The organism is Janibacter sp. LM (assembly GCF_039631275.1).
Lineage (GTDB): Bacteria > Actinomycetota > Actinomycetes > Actinomycetales > Dermatophilaceae > Janibacter > Janibacter terrae.
Map to the genome: position 1 here is coordinate 77,266 of NZ_JBDIVG010000006.1, position 18,701 is coordinate 95,966.

The 18,701-nt window shown below is 72.7% G+C and carries 13 protein-coding genes; 10 read left to right on the forward strand and 3 right to left on the reverse strand.

Annotation, left to right across the window (positions count from 1 at the left end):
• Nucleotides 1-10 precede the first annotated feature (10 nt).
• The 5 genes from ABC138_RS04175 (at nt 11) to ABC138_RS04195 (ending at nt 6,799) form a co-directional block, all read left to right on the forward strand.
• The gene (locus tag ABC138_RS04175) at nt 11-421 is read left to right on the forward strand and encodes an SAV_6107 family HEPN domain-containing protein (protein ID WP_169701880.1); all 411 of its coding nucleotides are present in this window, start codon (nt 11-13) and stop codon (nt 419-421) included.
• Entirely contained in the window at nt 421-4,164 is a 3,744-nt protein-coding gene (gene dnaE / locus ABC138_RS04180) for a DNA polymerase III subunit alpha (RefSeq protein WP_345912827.1), read from the forward strand. Before ABC138_RS04175 ends, dnaE begins: the two co-directional genes overlap by 1 nt.
• A 68-nt stretch (nt 4,165-4,232) precedes the next feature.
• Nucleotides 4,233-5,012, forward strand: a complete 780-nt coding sequence (locus ABC138_RS04185; RefSeq protein WP_068324703.1) for a class I SAM-dependent methyltransferase — start codon at nt 4,233-4,235, stop codon at nt 5,010-5,012.
• Nucleotides 5,013-5,018: 6 nt separating this feature from the next.
• On the forward strand, nt 5,019-6,287 hold the full coding sequence (gene dinB, locus ABC138_RS04190; protein WP_068324701.1) for a DNA polymerase IV: 1,269 nt from the start codon (nt 5,019-5,021) through the stop codon (nt 6,285-6,287).
• An 80-nt stretch (nt 6,288-6,367) separates the two neighbouring features.
• Nucleotides 6,368-6,799 carry a DUF3040 domain-containing protein gene (locus ABC138_RS04195; protein WP_338538226.1) on the forward strand — a complete coding sequence of 144 codons (432 nt, stop codon included), beginning with the start codon at nt 6,368-6,370 and terminating at the stop codon, nt 6,797-6,799.
• 68 nt (nt 6,800-6,867) lie between these two features.
• Here ABC138_RS04195 and ABC138_RS04200 read toward each other — a convergent pair whose 3' ends face one another.
• Nucleotides 6,868-7,329: a DUF456 domain-containing protein gene (locus ABC138_RS04200; protein WP_338538225.1), complete on the reverse strand. Its 462-nt coding sequence runs from the start codon at nt 7,327-7,329 to the stop codon at nt 6,868-6,870.
• Between the two features lie 67 nt (nt 7,330-7,396).
• Nucleotides 7,397-7,621, reverse strand: a complete 225-nt coding sequence (locus ABC138_RS04205) for a hypothetical protein (protein WP_068324695.1) — start codon at nt 7,619-7,621, stop codon at nt 7,397-7,399.
• 193 nt (nt 7,622-7,814) lie between these two features.
• On the opposite strand from ABC138_RS04205, the gene ABC138_RS04210 reads away from it, so the two are divergent.
• Nucleotides 7,815-9,950, forward strand: a complete 2,136-nt coding sequence (locus tag ABC138_RS04210) for a DNA topoisomerase IV subunit B (protein WP_068421864.1) — start codon at nt 7,815-7,817, stop codon at nt 9,948-9,950.
• A 142-nt stretch (nt 9,951-10,092) separates the two neighbouring features.
• Nucleotides 10,093-11,535 (forward strand): APC family permease, encoded by a 1,443-nt coding sequence (locus tag ABC138_RS04215; RefSeq protein WP_068324690.1) that lies wholly within the window; start codon nt 10,093-10,095, stop codon nt 11,533-11,535.
• 148 nt (nt 11,536-11,683) lie between these two features.
• On the opposite strand, the gene ABC138_RS04220 is transcribed toward ABC138_RS04215, so the two are convergent.
• Nucleotides 11,684-14,119 (reverse strand): DNA topoisomerase IV subunit A, encoded by a 2,436-nt coding sequence (locus ABC138_RS04220; protein ID WP_068324688.1) that lies wholly within the window; start codon nt 14,117-14,119, stop codon nt 11,684-11,686.
• A gap of 131 nt (nt 14,120-14,250) precedes the next feature.
• Here ABC138_RS04220 and ABC138_RS04225 point away from each other — a divergent pair, with 131 nt between their 5' ends.
• Genes ABC138_RS04225 through ABC138_RS04235 form a run of 3 tightly spaced genes read left to right on the forward strand, consistent with a single transcriptional unit; the run spans nt 14,251 to nt 18,700 of the window.
• Complete coding sequence (locus ABC138_RS04225; protein ID WP_068324685.1) at nt 14,251-16,932, forward strand: bifunctional GNAT family N-acetyltransferase/acetate--CoA ligase family protein; 2,682 nt, start codon at nt 14,251-14,253, stop codon at nt 16,930-16,932.
• Between the two features lie 12 nt (nt 16,933-16,944).
• Nucleotides 16,945-17,550 (forward strand): DUF5998 family protein, encoded by a 606-nt coding sequence (locus tag ABC138_RS04230; RefSeq protein WP_068421860.1) that lies wholly within the window; start codon nt 16,945-16,947, stop codon nt 17,548-17,550.
• A 4-nt stretch (nt 17,551-17,554) separates the two neighbouring features.
• Nucleotides 17,555-18,700, forward strand: a complete 1,146-nt coding sequence (locus ABC138_RS04235) for a nucleotide pyrophosphatase/phosphodiesterase family protein (protein WP_068324680.1) — start codon at nt 17,555-17,557, stop codon at nt 18,698-18,700.
• Nucleotide 18,701: the final 1 nt, after the last annotated feature.

The window sequence follows — 18,701 nt, forward strand, 5'->3', positions numbered from 1 at the left end:
GGTGGGGGTGATGGCCGCCGTCGCCCTGCTCGCCGCGGCCGGCGAGAGCCTGGCCACAGCGCACATGGCCCGCTCCGTCCCGGGTCGCAGCGCCGGCACCCGGCTCGCCGTGCTCCGCGCCGCCGCGGCCGTGCTGTCCGTGCGCGGCGGGACCGCCGGCAGCGACGGTCCCGTCGACGTGTGGCGCCTGCTGCCGCGGGTGGCGCCCGAGCTGACCGAGTGGGCGGACTTCTTCGCGACCGTCCTGCCCGAAGGGGGCGCCCACCCCGGTCACGGCGCGTCCGGGCCGATGTCGGTCCGGCAGGCCGACGACCTGCTGCGCCAGGGGGAGGAGTTCGTCGACCTCGTCGCGGGGATGCTCGGGCTGCCGCCGGTGCGCGTCACCGGTGACCTCGTCGCGATCACCGGGGGTGGGGCCTGATGGGATTCGCCCACCTGCACGTGGCGTCGGGGTTCTCCCTGCGTCACGGCACGACACCACCGGAGGCGCTCGTGGCCCGGGCGGCCGAGCTCGGGCAGCCCGCCCTCGCCCTCACCGACCGCGACGGCCTCTACGGGGCGGTGCGCTTCGTGCGGGCCGCGACGGCCGCGGGCATCGCGCCGGTCCTCGGGGTCGACCTCGCCGTCGACGGAGGGGGCCGGGCCCCCGCCCGCGGCCGGACCCCGGTGCGCGGCGGTGCCGAGGTCGACCCGCGGCACCCTCGCGTCACCGTCCTCGCCCGGGGGGCCGGGGCGGGCGTGCCGCACGGGGTCGGGTGGGCGCGGCTGTGCCGGCTCGTCAGCGAGGTGCACCTCACGGGGGAGCGCGGTGAGGCCGTGGCCACGCCGGCGATGATCACGCGGCACGCCACCGCGCCCGGACCCGAGGAGCCCGCCCCGCTGCTCGTGCTCCTCGGGCCGACCTCCGACGTCGGGGCCGCGCTGCTCGCCCGCCGGCCCGACATCGCCCGGCAGCGCCTGCGGGCCTGGCAGCAGGCCCTGCCCGCCGGTGCGCTCGCGATCGAGGTCGTCGACCACGGCGGTCCGCCGGGCACGCCCGCCTCGACGGGCCACGCCGCCCACCTGCTCGGCCTCGCCGACGCGTGCGGCGTCCCGGCCGTGCTCACCGCGGCCGTGCGCCACCTGCACCCGCAGGACGCGAGCACCGCCGACGTCCTCGACGCGACCCGCCGGCTCGTCGTCCTCGACACCCGGCACCTCGACCGGGTGACGACCGCCGGGCACCTCGCCGACGACGCGACGATGGCCGCCTCCGCCCACCGGGTGGCCACGGTCCTCGGGGGCGGCGCCGGCGGGTGGTCCTGCGCGAGCCCCGCCGAGCGGGCGGCGGCGCTGCTCGACGCGACGGTCGCCACGGCGCTGGCCTGCGCCCAGGACGGGCGCAAGGACATCGGCATCGGCCGCGTGCACCTGCCCGAGGCGCACGTGCTCGGGCTGCGGCCGGACGAGGACCCGCAGGCGGTCCTCGCGCAGCGCTGCCGGGCGGCGATCGGCGCGCGCTACCCGGACGCGTCGCCGTCGCTGCTGCGGCAGGTCGAGGAGCGGCTCGCCGACGAGCTCGACGTCGTCGCGGCCCTCGGGTACCCGACCTACTTCCTCACCGTCGCCGAGGTCGTCGACCTCATCGTCGGGGCCGGGGTGCGGGTCGCCGCCCGCGGCTCCGGCGCCGGCAGCCTCGTCAACCACCTGCTCGGCATCAGCGCCATCGACCCCATCCGGCACGACCTGCTCATGGAGCGCTTCTGCTCGCCGCTGCGGGCCGAGCTGCCCGACATCGACATCGACGTCGAGTCCGCGCGGCGCACCGAGATGTACGAGCTGATCCTGCAGCGCTTCGGGCGCGACCGGGTGACGTGCGTGTCGATGATGGACACGTACAAGGCGCGGCACGCGATCCGGGACGTCGGCGCGGCCCTGGGGGTCCCCCCTTCAGAGGTCGACGAGATCGCCAAGGCCTTCCCCCACATCCGGGCCAAGGACGTGCGCTCGGCGATGGCCGAGCTGCCCGAGCTGCGCACCCGCAGCCTCGACGCGGGCCGGCTCTCGACGCTCTTCGACCTCGTCGAGCGGCTCGACGGACTGCCGCGGCACATCGCGCTGCACCCGTGCGGCGTCGTCCTGTCCGACGGTGGCCTGCTCGACCGCACGCCCGTGGAGTCGAGCTGGCTGGGCTTCCCGATGAGCCAGTTCGACAAGGACGACGTCGAGACGCTCGGGCTGCTCAAGCTCGACGTCCTCGGCATCCGGATGCAGTCGGCGATGGCGCACGCCGTCGGCGAGGTCGAGCGGGTCACGGGGGAGCGGATCGGCCTCGACGACCGCGAGGACGTACCGCTCGACGACCCGGCCACCTTCGCGATGATCCGCACGACCCGCACGCTCGGGTGCTTCCAGATCGAGAGCCCGGGGCAGCGCGAACTCATCGGCAAGCTCGCGCCCACGGTCTTCGACGACCTCATCATCGACATCTCGCTCTTCCGTCCCGGCCCGGTGAAGTCGGACATGATCCGCCCCTTCCTCGAGGCCCGGCACGGGTGGAGCCGGCCGCAGTTCCTCCACGACCGGCTCGTGCGCGCGCTCGCCGAGACCGAGGGCGTGGTCGTCTTCCACGAGCAGATGCTGCGGATCATCTCCGAGACGAGCGGTGCGACGCTCGCGCAGGCCGACGAGGTGCGGCGGACCATGGGCAGCCCCGACGGGCAGGCCCGCATCGAGGCGTGGTGGCGTCCCGCCGCGGCCGCGCGCGGCTACCCGCCCGAGGACGTCGACCGCATCTGGGCGGTGCTCGCGGCCTTCGCCTCCTTCGGGTTCTGCAAGGCGCACGCCGCGGCCTTCGCCATGCCGACCTACCAGTCCGCCTGGCTCAAGGCGCACCACCCGGCGGCCTTCCTCGCCGGCGTCCTCACCCACGACCCCGGCATGTACCCCAAGCGGCTGCTGCTCGAGGAGGCGCGCTCGCTCGGGGTGAGCATCCTCGGCGTCGACGTCAACGCGAGCACGGGGGAGTACCGCATCGAGCGCGCCCCCGTGCCCGGCCGGGCGCCGGACGACCCGGACCTGCCCGACGGCTCGGCCTGGGGGATCCGCCTCTCGCTCGCGGACGTCAAGGGCATGAGCGAAGGGGAGGTCGCCCGCGTCGTCGCCGGCGCGCCCTACGACTCGCTCGCGGACTTCTGGCAGCGGGCGCGGGTCTCGCGGCCGGTCGTCGAGCGGCTGGTCCTCGTCGGGGCCTTCGACTCCGTGCACGGGACGGGCGCGGGCCGGGGCGGGCCGGGGCTCGGCAGCCGCGGCCGGCTCACCCGGCGCGACCTGCTGCTGCACGTCGCCGAGCTCGACCGGTGGTCACGGGCGACGGCGACGGGACGCTCGCCGGGAGGCGGTCGTGGCCCGTCGCGTCGGGCCGGGACGCCCGCGTGGGCGGCGGGGCAGCCGGGGGCGCAGCAGGTGCGCGCCACGACGACGGTCACCCCCGTCGCGAGCCAGCTGACCCTCGACCTCGGTGACTCCCCGGAGCTCGGCGAGGGCGTCGGGCTGCCCGAGATGACCGTCCCCGACCAGGTGGGCGCCGAGCTGGAGATCCTCGGGCTCGACGCGTCGCGGCACGTCATGGACTTCTACGCGCCGATGCTCGAGGCGCTCGGGGTGACCCGCAGCGCCGACCTGCTCTCGGTGCGCAGCGGTGCGCAGATCCTCGCCGCGGGGGTCAAGGTCGCGACCCAGACCCCGCCGATCAGGTCCGGTCGGCGGGTCGTCTTCCTCACCGTCGACGACTCGACCGGACCGGTCGACGCGACCTTCTTCGAGGACGTCCAGGGGCCCTATGCGGCGACGATCTTCCACTCCTGGCTGGTGCTCGTGCGCGGCACGGTCCGCCGGGCCGGCCCGCGCGGGGTCTCGGTGCTCGCCTCCGGGGCGTGGGAGCTGTCGACGCTGTGGGAGGCCTGGCAGTCCGGTGGGCTGGCCGCAGTCCACGCCGCGCTCGACGAGGCCGACGACCTCGCGCGGGCCCGGGACGCCGCGCACCAGCAGCCCGCCGGGCACCGGGTGCTCGTCCACGCCTCGGGGTTCCGGCAGTCGCCGTGGGCCGACATCCGCCCCGCAGGCACCGGCGTGGAGCCCCCGCGCAAGCTGTGGCACTCCTCGCCGGGCAGCTCTGGCCACTGAGCTGCAGGACCGGGCGGGGCACCGCCGGGGCGAAGGGGGTGTCGCCCGCGCCGACTAGGGTTGGGGCCATGAACGACGAGCGAGCATGGCGCCGTGGCGGCAGCGGGGTCGAGGGCAATGTCCGGACCGCCGCGATCTGGGCGCAGGTCCGTGAGCTCAGCGCGTCCCGGCAGCGCGAGCTCTCCCGCCCACTGCGCGTCCTCGACCTCGGGGGTGGCACCGGCGGCATGGCCGTCGCGCTCGCCGAGCACGGTCACACGATCACCGTCGTCGACCCGAGCCCCGACGCCCTCGCCTCGATGCGCCGCCGGGTGGCCGAGTCCGACGCCGGCTCGCGGATCAGCGCGCTGCAGGGCGACGCCGACACCCTCCACACCATCATCGAGCCCGGCAGCATCGACCTGCTGTGCTGCCACGGCACCCTCGAGTACGTCGAGGACCCCGGGGCCACGCTCACCCGCATCGGCGAGGTCCTCGCCCCGGGCGGGCACCTCTCGCTCGTCACCGCCCAGCGCGTCGCGGCGGTCATCGCCCGCGCCATCGCCGGCCGCTTCGACCAGGCCCGGGCAGCGCTCACCAGCCCCGAGGGCCGCTGGGGTGAGGACGACCCGGTGCCGCGCCGCTTCGACCGCGCCGACCTCGGCGAGATGCTCACCCGCGCCGGCTTCACCACCCTCGAGGCCCGCGGAGTGCGGCTTTTCAGCGACCTCGTCCCGAGCACCTTCGTCGACACCGACGCCGACCGGCAGGCCCTGCTCGAGCTCGAGGAGCTCGCCGCGCAGGACGCCGGCCGCACCGGTCTCGCCGCGCTCGGCGCGGCGGTGCACCTCATCGCCCGCCGCGACTGAGAGCCGATGAGCCGGCGTCAGTACCGGCCCCCGCCACGGGTCGGCCAAGGGCCCCCGGACGACACGGGGTGCACGGTCCTGCACGTCGACATGGACGCCTTCTACGCGTCCGCGTCGCTCCTCGCCCGCCCCGAGCTCGTCGGGACCCCGGTCATCGTCGGCGGCGGCACCCGGGGCGTCGTGCTGTCGGCGACCTACGAGGCGCGCGCCTTCGGCGTCACCTCGGCGATGCCCATGGGTCGTGCCCGTCGGCTCTGCCCGCAGGCGACGATCCTCACCCCCGACCACGAGCTCTACGCGCGGATCTCCGCGGCGGTGATGGCCACGTTCGCCGACATCACCCCCTTCGTCGAGCCGTTGAGCCTCGACGAGGCCTTCCTCGACGTGGCCGGGGCGGTGCGTCTCATGGGCCCGCCCGCGACGATCGCCCAGCGGATCCGCGACACCGTCGCCGACGAGCAGGGGATCACCTGCTCCGTCGGCGTCGCCAGCAGCAAGTTCGTCGCCAAGCTCGCCTCAGGGCTGGCCAAGCCCGACGGGCTGCTCGTCATCCCGGCGGCCGAGGTCGTCACCTTCGTCCAGCAGCTGCCCGTCGGCGCCCTGTGGGGGGTGGGGGACAAGACGGAGGAGGCCCTCGCCCGGCTCGGGCTCAAGACCGTCGCCGACATCGCCCACACCCCGCGCTCGACCCTCGTGCGCGCCCTCGGCGAGGCGACCGGCAACCACCTGCACGACCTCGCCTGGGGGCGGGACCCGCGCTCGGTCGAGCCGGTCCGCCGCGAGCGCAGCATCGGCAACGAGCGCACCTACGACCACGACGTCGACGACCCCGAGGTCGTCCACCGCACCCTGCTCGCCCTCGCCGACAAGACCGCCTCGCGCCTGCGTGCCGCCGGGCTGGTGGGGCGGACCGTGAGCATCAAGGTGCGCTTCGCGGACTTCACGACGATCACCCGCTCCCGCTCCCTGCGCGATGCCACCGACGTCTCCCGAGACATCGCCGCGCTGGCCCGCGAGCTCTACGACGCCCTCGGGCTGCAGCGTGCCCGGGTGCGGCTCGTCGGGGTGCGGGTCGAGCAGCTCTCCGATGCCTCCGCGACCCCGGTCCAGGTGGCCCTCGACGAGCCGGAGCACGGGTGGCGCGAGGCGGACCGGGCCGTCGACCGGGCGAGCGCACGGTTCGGCGCGGGCAGCGTGCGACCGGCGAGCCTCATCTCGGATCGGGAGCGGCGAGGACGCCCACCTATCGCAGGGCGTGGCGGGGACATATCATGAGAGGGACCACGGTGGTATCTCCTCCGTGGGACATCGCGGGCCCCAGGCCCGCCCGACGTCAGGCTGGTAGGGAGGTCACCGTGGCGCTGTCGGAGCGCGAGCGGCAGATGCTCGAGGAGATGGAAGAGGCCATCCGGGCCGAGGACCCCCGTTTCGCCTCGCAGATGAACGGCGCGCACCCGGGTGGGAGTGATCGTCGTCGGATCGTCGTCGGGGTCATCGGTGCGCTCGCCGGGCTCGGACTCGTCCTGCTCGGCATCAACACCAACCTGTGGGTCGGCGTCGCCGGCTTCGTCCTCATCGTCGCCTCGGTCGCGCTGGCCTTCGCTCCCGGGTCGTCACGCCCGCGCGCGGGCCTCGGGGTCGTCGGGGCGGATGGCTCCGTGCAGCACCACCGCACGCTGCGCGGGCACGGGGCGAAGGGGAGGCGCAAGGCGGCCGGGCAGGCCACCTTCATGCAGCGGATGGAGCAGCGGTGGGAGCACCGGCGCCAGCGGGGCCAGGGCTGGTAGAGCCGGCAGGCTGGTAGAGCCGGCAGGCTGGTAGAGCCGGCAGGCTGGTAGAGCCGGTGGGCAGGGCCTCAGTGGGCGACGATGCCGCCGACCCACACCACCGCGACGAGTGCGGCCGTCGCCAGCTCGATGCCCATGCTGTGCAGGACGCCGCGCAGGGCGGCCTTGGTCGCCTGCCAGGCGCGGTCGAGCTCTCGGTAGCGCAGGTACTCGGCAGCGAAGACACCGACGACGAAGCCGATCGGCAGGCCGACGCCCGGGATGACGAAGAGGCCGATGATCGCGCCGACGACGCCCAGGGCGAGCGTCAGCCCGCCGACTCCGTCACGCTTCATCCGGCGGCCGGGGAGCAGGAGCTGCAACGCGACACCCAGGGCGTACAGCGCCAGGACGATGCCGAAGGTCACCCAGGCCGTCGCGCCGCCGGTCTCGGTGGCCCAGAGCAGGACCGCCGCCACGCACAGCAGCAGGCCCGGCAGGACCGGGACGACGATGCCGAGGACGCCGACGACGTAGATCGCGACAGCCACCCACAGGACCCAAGAGGTCGGGTCGGGGGCGGTCTGCGAGACCGTGGTCAGCACCGGGGGCGGTGGATCAGCGCTCGTCTGCCGGGGCCGAGGCAGGGGTGCTCTCGTCCAGGCGCTCGCTGTGGTCGTCGATCTCGGCGAGGTCCTTCAGCGCCGGCAGGTGCTCGCGGCCGTGGTGCGCGCAGAAGAGCAGCTCGCCGCCGGCGTGCAGGCGGGCGCGCACGTAGGCCTTGGCTCCGCAGCGGTCGCAGCGGTCGGCTGCGGTCAGGGGGCTGGCCAGGGTCGCGTTCACGTGGTGCCTCTTCTCTTGCGTAGATCGTGGACGTCCGGGTCAACAGTCAAACATGCCAAACCCTTCCCGGGCAGCACCCTTTCCGCGTGGCGTGACGCAACCGACACCGTGAGCGAGCCTGCGCGGCGCTGTCGGGACCGCGGTTTACGCTGCGAGGAGCCCACCTCCCCGACGACGAAGGACCGGCCACCTCGTGCCTCCGGCAGCCACCACCGCCAAGAAGACCGCCAGCAGCAAGTCGGTCCAGGACTACTCCGCGCACCACCTGCAGGTGCTCGAGGGTCTCGAGGCCGTGCGCAAGCGGCCCGGCATGTACATCGGCTCGACCGACCAGCGCGGCCTCATGCACTGCATGTGGGAGATCATCGACAACGCGGTCGACGAGGCGCTCGGCGGCCACGGCGACCGCATCGAGGTCATCCTCCACGGCGACGGCTCGGTCGAGGTCCGCGACAACGGCCGCGGCATCCCCGTCGACATCGAGCCGCGCACCGGTCTCACCGGCGTCGAGGTCGTCTACACCAAGCTGCATGCGGGCGGGAAGTTCGGCGGCGGCTCGTACACCGCCTCCGGCGGCCTCCACGGCGTCGGCGCCTCCGTCGTCAACGCCCTCTCCTCCCGCCTGGACGTCGAGGTGGACCGCGGAGGCAAGACCTACGCGATGAGCTTCCGCCGCGGCGAGCCCGGCACCTTCTCCGACGTCGCGGGGGCGAAGGGGGTCAAGTCGCCCGACCACGACTTCGTCGCCTACGACAAGGGCAGCGAGCTCGAGGTCATCGGCAAGGCCGGGCGCGGCGTCACCGGCACCCGGGTGCGCTACTGGGCCGACCCGCAGATCTTCCTCAAGGGCGCCGAGCTCGACGGCGAGGCCCTCGCCGCGCGCGCCCGTCAGACCTCCTTCCTCGTGCCCGGCCTCACGCTCGTCGTGCGCGACGCGCGTGGCGACGAGCCGGTCGAGGAGGTCTTCCACCACGACGGCGGCATCAGCGAGTTCGTCGAGTTCCTCGCACCGGACGCGCCGGTCACCGACGTGTGGCGGCTCGAGGGCACCGGCACCTTCACCGAGACCGTGCCGGTCCTCGACGCCAAGGGACACATGACCCCCACCGACGTCGAGCGGGAGTGCGGTGTCGACATCGCGGTACGCTGGGGGACCGGGTACGACGCCAAGGTCTCCTCCTTCGTCAACATCATCGCCACGCCGAAGGGCGGCACGCACGTCGCGGGCTTCGAGCAGGCGCTGCTCAAGGTCTTCCGCAAGCAGCTCGAGGTCAACGCCCGCAAGCTCAAGGTCGGCAACGACAAGGTCGACAAGGACGACATCCTCGCGGGCCTGACCGCTGTGGTCACGGTGCGTCTGGCCGAGCCGCAGTTCGAGGGGCAGACCAAGGAGGTGCTCGGCACCAACGCCGTGCGCTCCATCGTCACCAAGGTCGTGGAGACCGAGCTGACGAGCCTGCTCACCTCGACCAAGCGCGCCGAGAAGCAGATGGCCGGCCAGCTGCTCGACAAGGTCGTCGCCGAGATGAAGTCGCGGATCTCGGCGCGGCTGCACAAGGAGACCCAGCGCCGCAAGAACGCGCTCGAGACCTCTTCGCTGCCGCCGAAGCTGCGCGACTGCCGCAGCACCGACGTGGAGGCCACCGAGCTCTTCATCGTCGAGGGCGACTCGGCGATGGGCACGGCCAAGGAGGCGCGCAACAGCGAGTTCCAGGCGCTGCTGCCGATCCGCGGCAAGATCCTCAACGTGCAGAAGGCCGCCGTCGGGGACATGCTCAAGAACGCCGAGTGCGCCTCGATCATCCAGGTCATCGGTGCCGGCTCCGGGCGCAGCTTCGACGTCGACGCCGCCCGCTACGGCAAGGTCATCATCATGACCGACGCCGACGTCGACGGCGCCCACATCCGCACCCTGCTGCTCACGCTCTTCTTCCGGTACATGCGTCCGCTCGTCGAGGCCGGCAAGGTCTTCGCGGCCGTGCCGCCGCTGCACCGCATCGAGGTGGTCAACCCGGGCTCGAAGAAGAACGAGCTGATCTACACCTACTCCGAGGCCGAGATGCGCAAGAAGCTCGCGTCGTTGGGCTCCCGCGGCAAGAACATCAAGCAGCCCATCCAGCGCTACAAGGGCCTGGGGGAGATGGACGCCGACCAGCTCGCCGAGACCACGATGGACCCCCGCCACCGGATGCTGCGCCGGGTGACGACGGCCGACCTCGAGGCCGCCGAGGAGGTCTTCGAGCTGCTGATGGGCAAGGACGTCGATCCCAGGCGCGACTTCATCGTCTCCTCGGCGGACCAGCTCGACCGGGAGCGCATCGACGCCTGACCGGGGCTACTCCCTTCCCGGACGGCGTCACGATTGCGACCGATCTCGGCGCGTCGGAGCGTCAGTGGTTGCACGAGACGGTGGCGTGGGTCACGGTTAGGGGATTGGTACGCACCAGCGTGCCCCGACCCAGGGAGGACCCATGACCGACGTCGCCACCTCGGACCGCGACGCAGGCGAGGAGCCCACCGAGCTCAAGCGGGTCATGGGACCCAGGCTCCTGCTGCTCTTCATCGTCGGCGACATCCTCGGTACCGGTGTCTACGCCCTGACCGGCGATGTCGCCGCGGAGGTGGGCGGGGCCGCGTGGGCTCCCTTCATCGCGGCCTTCGTCGTGGCCACCATCACGGCACTGTCCTACCTCGAGCTCGTGACGAAGTACCCGCAGGCCGGCGGTGCCGCGACCTTCGTGCACAAGGCTTTCGGCCTGCACTTCGTCACCTTCATCGTCGCCTTCGCCGTCATGTGCTCCGGCATCACCTCGGCCTCGACAGCCTCCAGCGCCTTCGCGGGCTTCCTGCGGGACGGTCTCGGTGTGGGCTGGGAGGACGGCTCGACGCCGCTGCTGCTCATCGCCCTCGGCTTCATGACGATCATCGCGCTCATCAACTTCCGGGGCGTGGGCGAGAGCGTCAAGGCCAACGTCGTCCTGACCTGCGTCGAGCTCTCCGGCCTCCTGCTCATCATCTTCGTCGGCCTCTACGCCGTCACCCAGGACAAGGCCGACTTCTCCCGGGTCGTCGTCTTCGAGAGCGCGAGCGACAAGAGCGTCTTCATCTCGATCTCCATGGCCACGGCCCTGGCGTTCTTCGCGATGGTCGGGTTCGAGGACTCCGTCAACATGGCCGAGGAGACCCACGAGCCGTCCAGGATCTTCCCCAAGGTCATGCTCTCGGGTCTGGCGATCACCGGCATCATCTACGTGCTCGTCTCGATCACCGCCGTGGCGCTCGTCCCGGTCGACCAGCTCGTCGGTGGCGAGAAGTCCGCGCTCACCCAGGTCGTCGCGACCGGTGCCCCCGGCCTGCCCTTCGACAAGATCTTCCCCTTCATCGGGATGTTCGCCGTCGCCAACTCCGCCCTGATCAACATGCTCATGGCCTCGCGCCTCGTCTACGGCATGGCCCGGCAGGAGGTCCTGCCCCCCGGCATGGGACTGGTGCACAAGAAGCGCCGGACGCCGTGGGCCGCGATCATCTTCACGACCCTCGTCGCGTACGGGCTGATCACCTACGTCGTGCTCGGCAGCGACAGCCCGGTCGTCAAGCTGCTCGGGGGCACCACGGCGCTGCTGCTGCTCGCGGTCTTCACCGTCGTCAACATCGCGGTGCTCGTGCTGCGCCGCGAGCCGGTCGGCCACCAGCACTTCCGCACCCCGACGTTCATGCCGATCCTCGGAGCCCTCACCTGCGCCTTCCTCGTCGGCCCGTGGGCCCGCAGCGAGGAGCAGCAGGAGCAGTACGTCATCGCCGGCGGCATGCTGGCGCTCGGCGTGCTGCTGTGGGTCGTCACCTGGTTCCTCAACCGCGCGCTGTACGCGAAGAAGACGTTCATCCGCGACCCGGAGCACATCGACCACGAGTGAGCCGCACGGCGAAGGGGGCGGGGCCGGATCACCGGCCCGCCCCCCTTCGTCGTGCCGGGAGGTCTGCATTGCCCTAGGGGAATGCACCATCGTGACGTCGAGACGGTGCATTGCCCTAGGGGAATGCACCGTCTCGGGGTGGTCAGCGTCAGAGGGAGCCGATGCCGCCGATCACGGCGGTGGCCGGGGTGCCGGAGCCGTCGCGGCGCCCCTCCGCCTCCGGGAGGGTGATCGCGACGCCGTTGGGCTGGGCGGCGCGAGCGCCGGAGCGGCCGACCCAGGCCGTGGTCAGGGCGTCCTCGCCCTTGAGGAACCTGTGGGCGCGCACGCCCCCGGTCGCCCGGCCCTTGCCCGGGTACTCGTCGAAGGGGGTGACCTTCCACGAGCCGGGGTCGGTGCCGGGCAGCGCGGCGGAGGAGCCGGAGACGGTGACGACGATGTTGTCGTAGTTGAGGTCCACCGCCCCGAAGAAGACGACCTGCGCCCCGTCGGTCAACCGGACGCCGGCCACGCCGCCGCCGCCGCGGCCCTGCGGCCGCACGTCGCTGGCGGGGAAGTGCAGCAGGCTCGCCTGGCTCGTGACGAAGACGAGCTCCTCCTCGCCCGTGGTCAGCTCGACGGCCCCGACGACGCGGTCGCCGTCCTTGAGCGAGATCGCCTCCCAGGAGCTGCCCCTGGGGTAGTCGGTGCCCACCCGCTTGACGACGCCGTGGGCGGTGCCGAGCGCCAGGCCGGGGGAGTCGGGCGACAGGCTCATCAGGGTCAGCGGGGCCTCGTCGCCGGGCAGGTCGACGTAGGCCGCGAGCGGTGCGCCGCCGGAGAGGTTGGGGGCGCCGTTGGAGGGCGGCAGGGTGGGCAGCTCGAGGGCGCCCAGGCGAACGACCCGGCCGGTCGAGGTGACGACGGCGACCTCGCCGCGCGCGCTCGTGCGGACCGCGGCGACGATCGCGTCGTGCTTGCTGCGGCCGCCCTCGCGGCTCAGCGGCTCGTCCCCGCTCGTGCGCGCGAGGAGCCCGGTGCTCGACAGCAGGACCCAGCACGGGTCGTCGGCGACCTCGAGCGGGGACGTCGCGGTGGCGGGGGCACCCGCGGACTCGAGCAGCACCGTACGGCGCGGGTCGCCGTGCTCCTTGGCGACGGCGGCCAGCTCGGAGGAGATGAGGCGGGTCATGACCTTGGGGTCGCCGAGGATCTCCTCGAGCTCGGCGATCTGCTCGAGGAGCTCCCCCTGCTCCTTCTCCAGCTCGAGCCGGGAGAACTTCGTCAGGCGGCGCAGCTGCAGGTCGAGGATGAAGCTCGCCTGCACCTCGGACAGGTCGAAGACCGCCTGCAGGCGCTCCCGGGCGATCGTCGCGTCGTCGCTGGAGCGGATGACCTGGATGACCTCGTCGATGTCGAGGATCGCGATGAGCAGGCCCTCGACGAGGTGCAGCCGCTCGCGCCGCTTGGCGAGTCGGTACTCGCTGCGGCGGCGCACGACGTCCCGCCGGAAGTCGACGTAGACGGTGAGCAGCTCCTTCAGCCCCATGGTCCGGGGCTGGCCGTCGACGAGCGCGACGTTGTTGATGGAGAAGGAGTCCTCCATCGGCGTGAGCTTGTACAGCTGCTCGAGGACGGCGTCGGGGTTGAAGCCGTTCTTGATCTCGATCACCAGCTGCATGCCCGAGACGCGATCGGTGAGGTCCTTGACGTCGGCGATGCCCTGCAGCTTCTTGGACTGGACGGCGTCCTTGATCTTCTCGATGACCTTCTCGGGGCCGACGAGGTAGGGCAGCTCGGTGACGATGATGCCCTGGCGGCGGGGCGAGACCTTGTCGATGCGGGTCGTCGCCCGGGTGCGGAAGCTGCCGCGCCCGGTGAGGTAGGCGTCCCGGATGCCGTCGAGCCCGATGATCCGTCCGCCACCGGGCAGGTCGGGGCCGGGGACGAACTTCATGAGGTCGTCGAGGCTCGCGTCGGGGTGGGTCAGCAGGTGCCGGGCGGCACCGACGACCTCGACGAGGTTGTGCGGGGGCATGTTGGTCGCCATGCCGACGGCGATGCCGGTCGTGCCGTTGACGAGGAGGTTGGGGTAGGCGGCGGGCAGGACCTCGGGCTGGAGGAGCTGGTCGTCGTAGTTGGGGACGAAGGGGACGGTGTCCTCACCGAGCCCGGTGACCATGAGCAGCGCGGCCGCGGCCATGCGGGCCTCGGTGTAGCGGCTCGCCGCGGGGCCGTCGTCGAGCGAGCCGAAGTTGCCGTGGCCGTCGACGAGGGGCAGGCGCATCGAGAAGGGCTGGGCGAGGCGCACGAGCGCGTCGTAGATCGCGGTGTCGCCGTGGGGGTGGTACTTGCCCATGACCTCGCCGACGACGCGGGAGGACTTCACGTGGCCGCGCTCGGGTCGTAGGCCCATCTCGCTCATCGAGAAGAGGATCCGTCGGTGCACCGGCTTCAGGCCGTCGCGGGCGTCGGGGAGTGCGCGAGCGTGGATCACCGAGTAGCTGTACTCGAGGAAGGCATTGCGCATCTCGTCCGCGACGTCGATGTCGACGATCCGCTCGGGGGCGTCGGCGGGCGGAGTGGCGGCAGGACGGCGGGCCATGCGGGTGGGGGGCTCCTCGTGGGGATGGTGCTCGAACCGTCCCATCCTCCCCCCTTCGTCCCCGTACGGGCGGCACCGACACACGTGGGGGACCGACCACGCCGCACGGGAGCCCGTGGCAGGATTGAGCCATGACCGAGCTCCCCGCGGGCTACCCGGTGCTGGCCGAGGCCGATGTCGTCCTGCGCGACGGCTCGGTGTGCCGGCTGCGGCCCATCAGGCCCTCCGACGCGGACGCCGTGCGCCGCTTCCACGCCGGGCAGTCCGACGAGTCGATCTACCTGCGCTTCTTCGCGCCGATGCGCAACCTCAGCGACCGCGACGTCAAGCGGTTCACCGAGCTGGACTACCACGACCGCATGGCGCTCGTGGCGACGATCCGCGACGACATCATCGGCATCGGCCGCTACGACCGGGTGAGCGAGCACTCCGCCGAGGTCGCCTTCAACATCTCCGACCACTACCAGGGCAAGGGGATCGGCTCGGTCCTGCTCGAGCACCTCGCGGCGATCGCGCAGTCGCACGACATCACCGCCTTCGAGGCCGAGGTCCTGCCGCACAACCGCAAGATGCTGCGCGTCTTCTCCGACGCCGGCTACCAGGTCACCCGCCACCTCGAGGACGGCGTGGTGTCCGTCCACTTCGACATCGAGCCGACCGCGGAGTCGCTGTCCGTGCGCTTCGCCCGCGAGCACCGCGCCGAGGCGCAGAGCGTGCGGGCCATGCTCCACCCGCAGTCGGTCGCCGTCGTCGGCGCCAGCCGGCGCGAGCGCGCCATCGGCCACCAGGTGCTCAAGCAGATCCTCGACGGCGGCTTCACCGGCGCGGTCCACGCGATCAACCCCGAGGCCGGCGAGATCCTCGGTCTGGACGCCGTCCGGTCGGTGGGCGAGGTCGAAGGGGGAGTGGACCTGGCCGTCATCGCCGTCCCGGCGGAGCGGGTCCCGCGGATCGTCGGCGAGTGCGCGGCGGCCGGCGTCAAGACCCTGCTGATCATCTCCTCCGGCTTCGCGGAGGTCGACGAGCACGGCGCCCGGATGCAGCAGGAGGTGCTGCGGCTGGCCCGCAGCAACGGCATGCGCGTCGTCGGGCCCAACTCCTTCGGCCTCATCAACAACGACCCCGCGGTGAGCCTCAACGCGACCCTCACGTCGGTGATCCCGCGACCCGGCTACCTCGGTCTCTTCTCGCAGAGCGGCGCGCTGGCCATCGCCAACCTCGACTCGGCCGCCCGCCGCAACCTCGGCATCTCGGTCTTCGCCTCCGCCGGCAACCGGGTCGACGTCTCCGGCAACGACCTCATGCAGTACTGGGTCGACGACGAGCGGACCCACGCGGTCGGCCTCTACCTCGAGTCGATGGGCAACCCGCGCAAGTTCTCGCGCATCGCCCGCCACCTCGCCACCAACAAGCCGGTCATCGTCGTCAAGCCGGCGTCTGCGGGCTACGGCGCCCCTCCCGGGCACAAGGTGCGCAAGCCCAAGGTCAAGCAGCACGCCTTCGCGGCCATGCTCGAGCAGGCCGGTGTCATCCACTGCGAGAACGTCCACCAGATGTTCGACGTCGCCCAGCTCCTCGTGCACCAGCCGCTGCCGGCCGGTCGCCGCGTGGCCATCGTCGGCAACTCCAGCCAGCTCGCGGCGCTGTGCGCGGACAACGCCACCGAGCGCGGGCTCGAGGTCACCCACGGGCCGGTGGCCGTGCGCACCGAGGCGACGGCCGCGGAGTTCCGCGAGGCGGTCGGTGCGGCCTTCGCCGACCCCGAGGTCGACTCGGTCGTCGTGTGCTTCATCCCGCCGGTGGGTGCGCTCGACCAGGAGGTCGTCGAGGCCCTGCGCGAGGCCGCCTCCACCTCCGACAAGCCCTGCGTCGCCACCCTGCTCGGCATGCGCGGTGTCGACATGGCCGGCGACCCGAGCTTCCTCCACGAGCTCGGTGAGTTCCCGGACGACGCCCCGCGGCAGGCGGTGCCGCTGTACGCCATGCCCGAGGAGGCCATCCGGGCGCTCGCGGCCGCGACCGACTACGGCGCCTGGCGCGACAAGGACAAGGGCGAGACCGTCGTGCGCGAGGGCATCGACCGCTGGGCGGTGCGCCACCTGCTCGACCGGGTCCTCGAGGAGGACCCGGAGGGCCGTGCGCTCACGACCGACGAGGCCCATGAGCTCCTCTCCGCGTACGGCATCCAGGTGTGGCCGCGGATCGAGGTCGACAGCGTCGAGGAGGCCGTCGCCGCCGCGGAGCAGGTCGGCTACCCGGTCGTCGTGAAGTCGCTCTCGCCGCTCGTCCGGGGCCAGGCCGTGCTCGAGGGCATCCGTGTCGACCTGCCGGACGCCGACGCGGTGCGGGTGGCCTACGAGACCCTCGACCGTCGGCTCGCCCCGATGGACGCCAACTACCTCGTCGTGCAGCGCATGGCCGGTCCCGGCGTCGCGACCGTGCTGTCGACGATCGAGGACCCGCTCTTCGGGCCCGTCGTCTCCTTCAGCATCGCCGGTGCCCCGACCAAGCTGCTCGACGACATCGCCTACCGCATCCCGCCGCTCACCGACGTCGACACCCGCGAGCTCATCCAGGACATCAAGACCGCGCCGCTGCTCATGGGGCACGGCGGCGCCGCCCCCGTCGACCTGGCCGCGCTCGAGGACGTCCTCGGCCGGCTGTCGGTCATGTCCGACGACTTCCTCGAGCTGTCGTCCGTCGAGCTCAACCCGGTCATCGCGCACCCGAGCGGGGTGACCGTGCTCGGGGCAGACATCATGATCACGCCGGCCCACCGGCGCATCGACCCCGACGCGCGGAGCATGACCTGAGGCTGGGGCACAATGGCGAGCATGCCCGCTCCTTCCGACCTCACGGCCATCACGCTGCCTGACGAACTCACCGCCGACATCGAGCGCGCCGGCTACTACCCGGCGCTCGTCGCGGACGTCATCAAGGCGGCCGTGGGTGCAGAGGAGGTCCACGGGCACCTGGTGCACCAGGAGACGACCTTCGACCAGGACACGGTCCGGCGCCACATCACCGTCTTCGCCCGGACCGCGTCCCGACTCGTCATCGCACACGCCGACGACTACCCCGACCACTTCTCGGGTGCCCAGGAGATCGCGACGGCGACGACGGAGTGCATCCCGCTGTCGTCGGTGCGTGGCGTCATGCTCACCCACGTCGTCGGCGACCCCTCGAGCTATGTCCCCGGCTCGCTCGGCCGCGAGCTGACGCTCACCGTCGGCTGGGGCGCGGTCAGCCGCGTCGACCTGCTCCCCGCCCAGTGCTCCGACCCGGACTGCGACGGGGGCGACCACGGCTACGAGGGCACGGTCACCAGCGACGACATCGCGCTGCGGATCAGCGCCGAGGCCGAGGGCCGGACGGCGCTGGACCGGGCCACCGAGTTCGCCAGGGACCTCTCGGCGAGCATCGGGCGCTGACGTCGTGGGCGCGACGCCGCTGCTCGTGACCACCCCGCGCCTCGACCGGCTCCTGCCCGCCGTCGCCACCAGCCTGGCGGTCCCTGCGCTGGCGAAGGGGGGAGACCGCCCCCTGCGACCCGCCCGCCGGTCCGTCGTCGTCCTCGTCGACGGTCTCGGCGCCCAGCTCCTCGCGCGCCGGGCCGGGCACGCCCCCTTCCTGCGCGGGCTGCTGCAGCAGCCGGACGCCGCGATGACCCTCGACTGCGGCTTCCCGTCGACCACGGCGACGTCGATGGGCACCTTCGGCACCGGCGCGCTCGCCGGCACGCACGGCCTCGTCGGCTACGAGGCCTACGACCCCGAGACGGACACCGTCTTCAACGAGCTGTCCTGGGAGGACGGGCCCGAGCCGCACCGCTGGCAGCCCGCCCCGACCGTCTTCGAGGCCGCGGACGCCGCGGGCGTCGCGGTGACCCGCATCGGTCCGGGCTACTTCGACGGCTCCGGGCTCACCGAGGCGGCGCTGCGCGGTGGTCGGTTCGTCGCCGCCCGCGGTCTGGCCGCCAGGGTGGACGCGACGGTGACCGCCGTGCGTGCGCAACCACGCTCGCTCGTCTACCTGTACTGGGGCGACCTGGACAAGATCGGCCACGTCCACGGCTGCGACTCGCAGGAGTGGGTCGCCGAGCTCGAGGAGGTCGACGCCCAGCTGGCGCGCCTGGCCGCGCTGCTCCCCGCGGACACCTCCCTGCACATCACCGCCGACCACGGGATGGTCGACGTGCCGCTCGACGCCCGCCCGGACATCGCGACCGATGGCGAGCTCGACGCCGGGGTGCGGCACGTCGCGGGCGAGCCCAGGTGCGTCCAGCTGCACGTGCGCCCCGGGGCCCTCGACGACGTGCTCGCCACCTGGCGGGCCCGGCTCGGGCAGGACGCCCTCGTCCTCACGGCGGACGAGGCCATCGCCGCGGGGTGGTTCGGGACGGTGAGCGAGACGGTGCGGCCGCGCATCGGTGACGTCATCGCCGCCATGACCGGCCCGATCGCCGTGCAGGACTCGCGCCGGCACCGACCGGAGCTGCGCGCCCTCCTCGGTGTCCACGGCTCGATCACCGCGGACGAGGTCGCCATCCCGTGGCTGGCGCTCGACGCCCGGGAGCAGTGAC

Coding starts and splice junctions, on each gene's coding strand:
- ABC138_RS04175 (WP_169701880.1), top strand. CDS start 11: ATGGCCGCCGTCGCCCTGCTCGCCGCGGCCGGCGAGAGCCTGGCCACA.
- dnaE (WP_345912827.1), top strand. CDS start 421: ATGGGATTCGCCCACCTGCACGTGGCGTCGGGGTTCTCCCTGCGTCAC.
- ABC138_RS04185 (WP_068324703.1), top strand. CDS start 4,233: ATGAACGACGAGCGAGCATGGCGCCGTGGCGGCAGCGGGGTCGAGGGC.
- dinB (WP_068324701.1), top strand. CDS start 5,019: ATGAGCCGGCGTCAGTACCGGCCCCCGCCACGGGTCGGCCAAGGGCCC.
- ABC138_RS04215 (WP_068324690.1), top strand. CDS start 10,093: ATGACCGACGTCGCCACCTCGGACCGCGACGCAGGCGAGGAGCCCACC.
- ABC138_RS04220 (WP_068324688.1), bottom strand. CDS start 14,119: ATGGCCCGCCGTCCTGCCGCCACTCCGCCCGCCGACGCCCCCGAGCGG.
- ABC138_RS04225 (WP_068324685.1), top strand. CDS start 14,251: ATGACCGAGCTCCCCGCGGGCTACCCGGTGCTGGCCGAGGCCGATGTC.
- ABC138_RS04230 (WP_068421860.1), top strand. CDS start 16,945: ATGGCGAGCATGCCCGCTCCTTCCGACCTCACGGCCATCACGCTGCCT.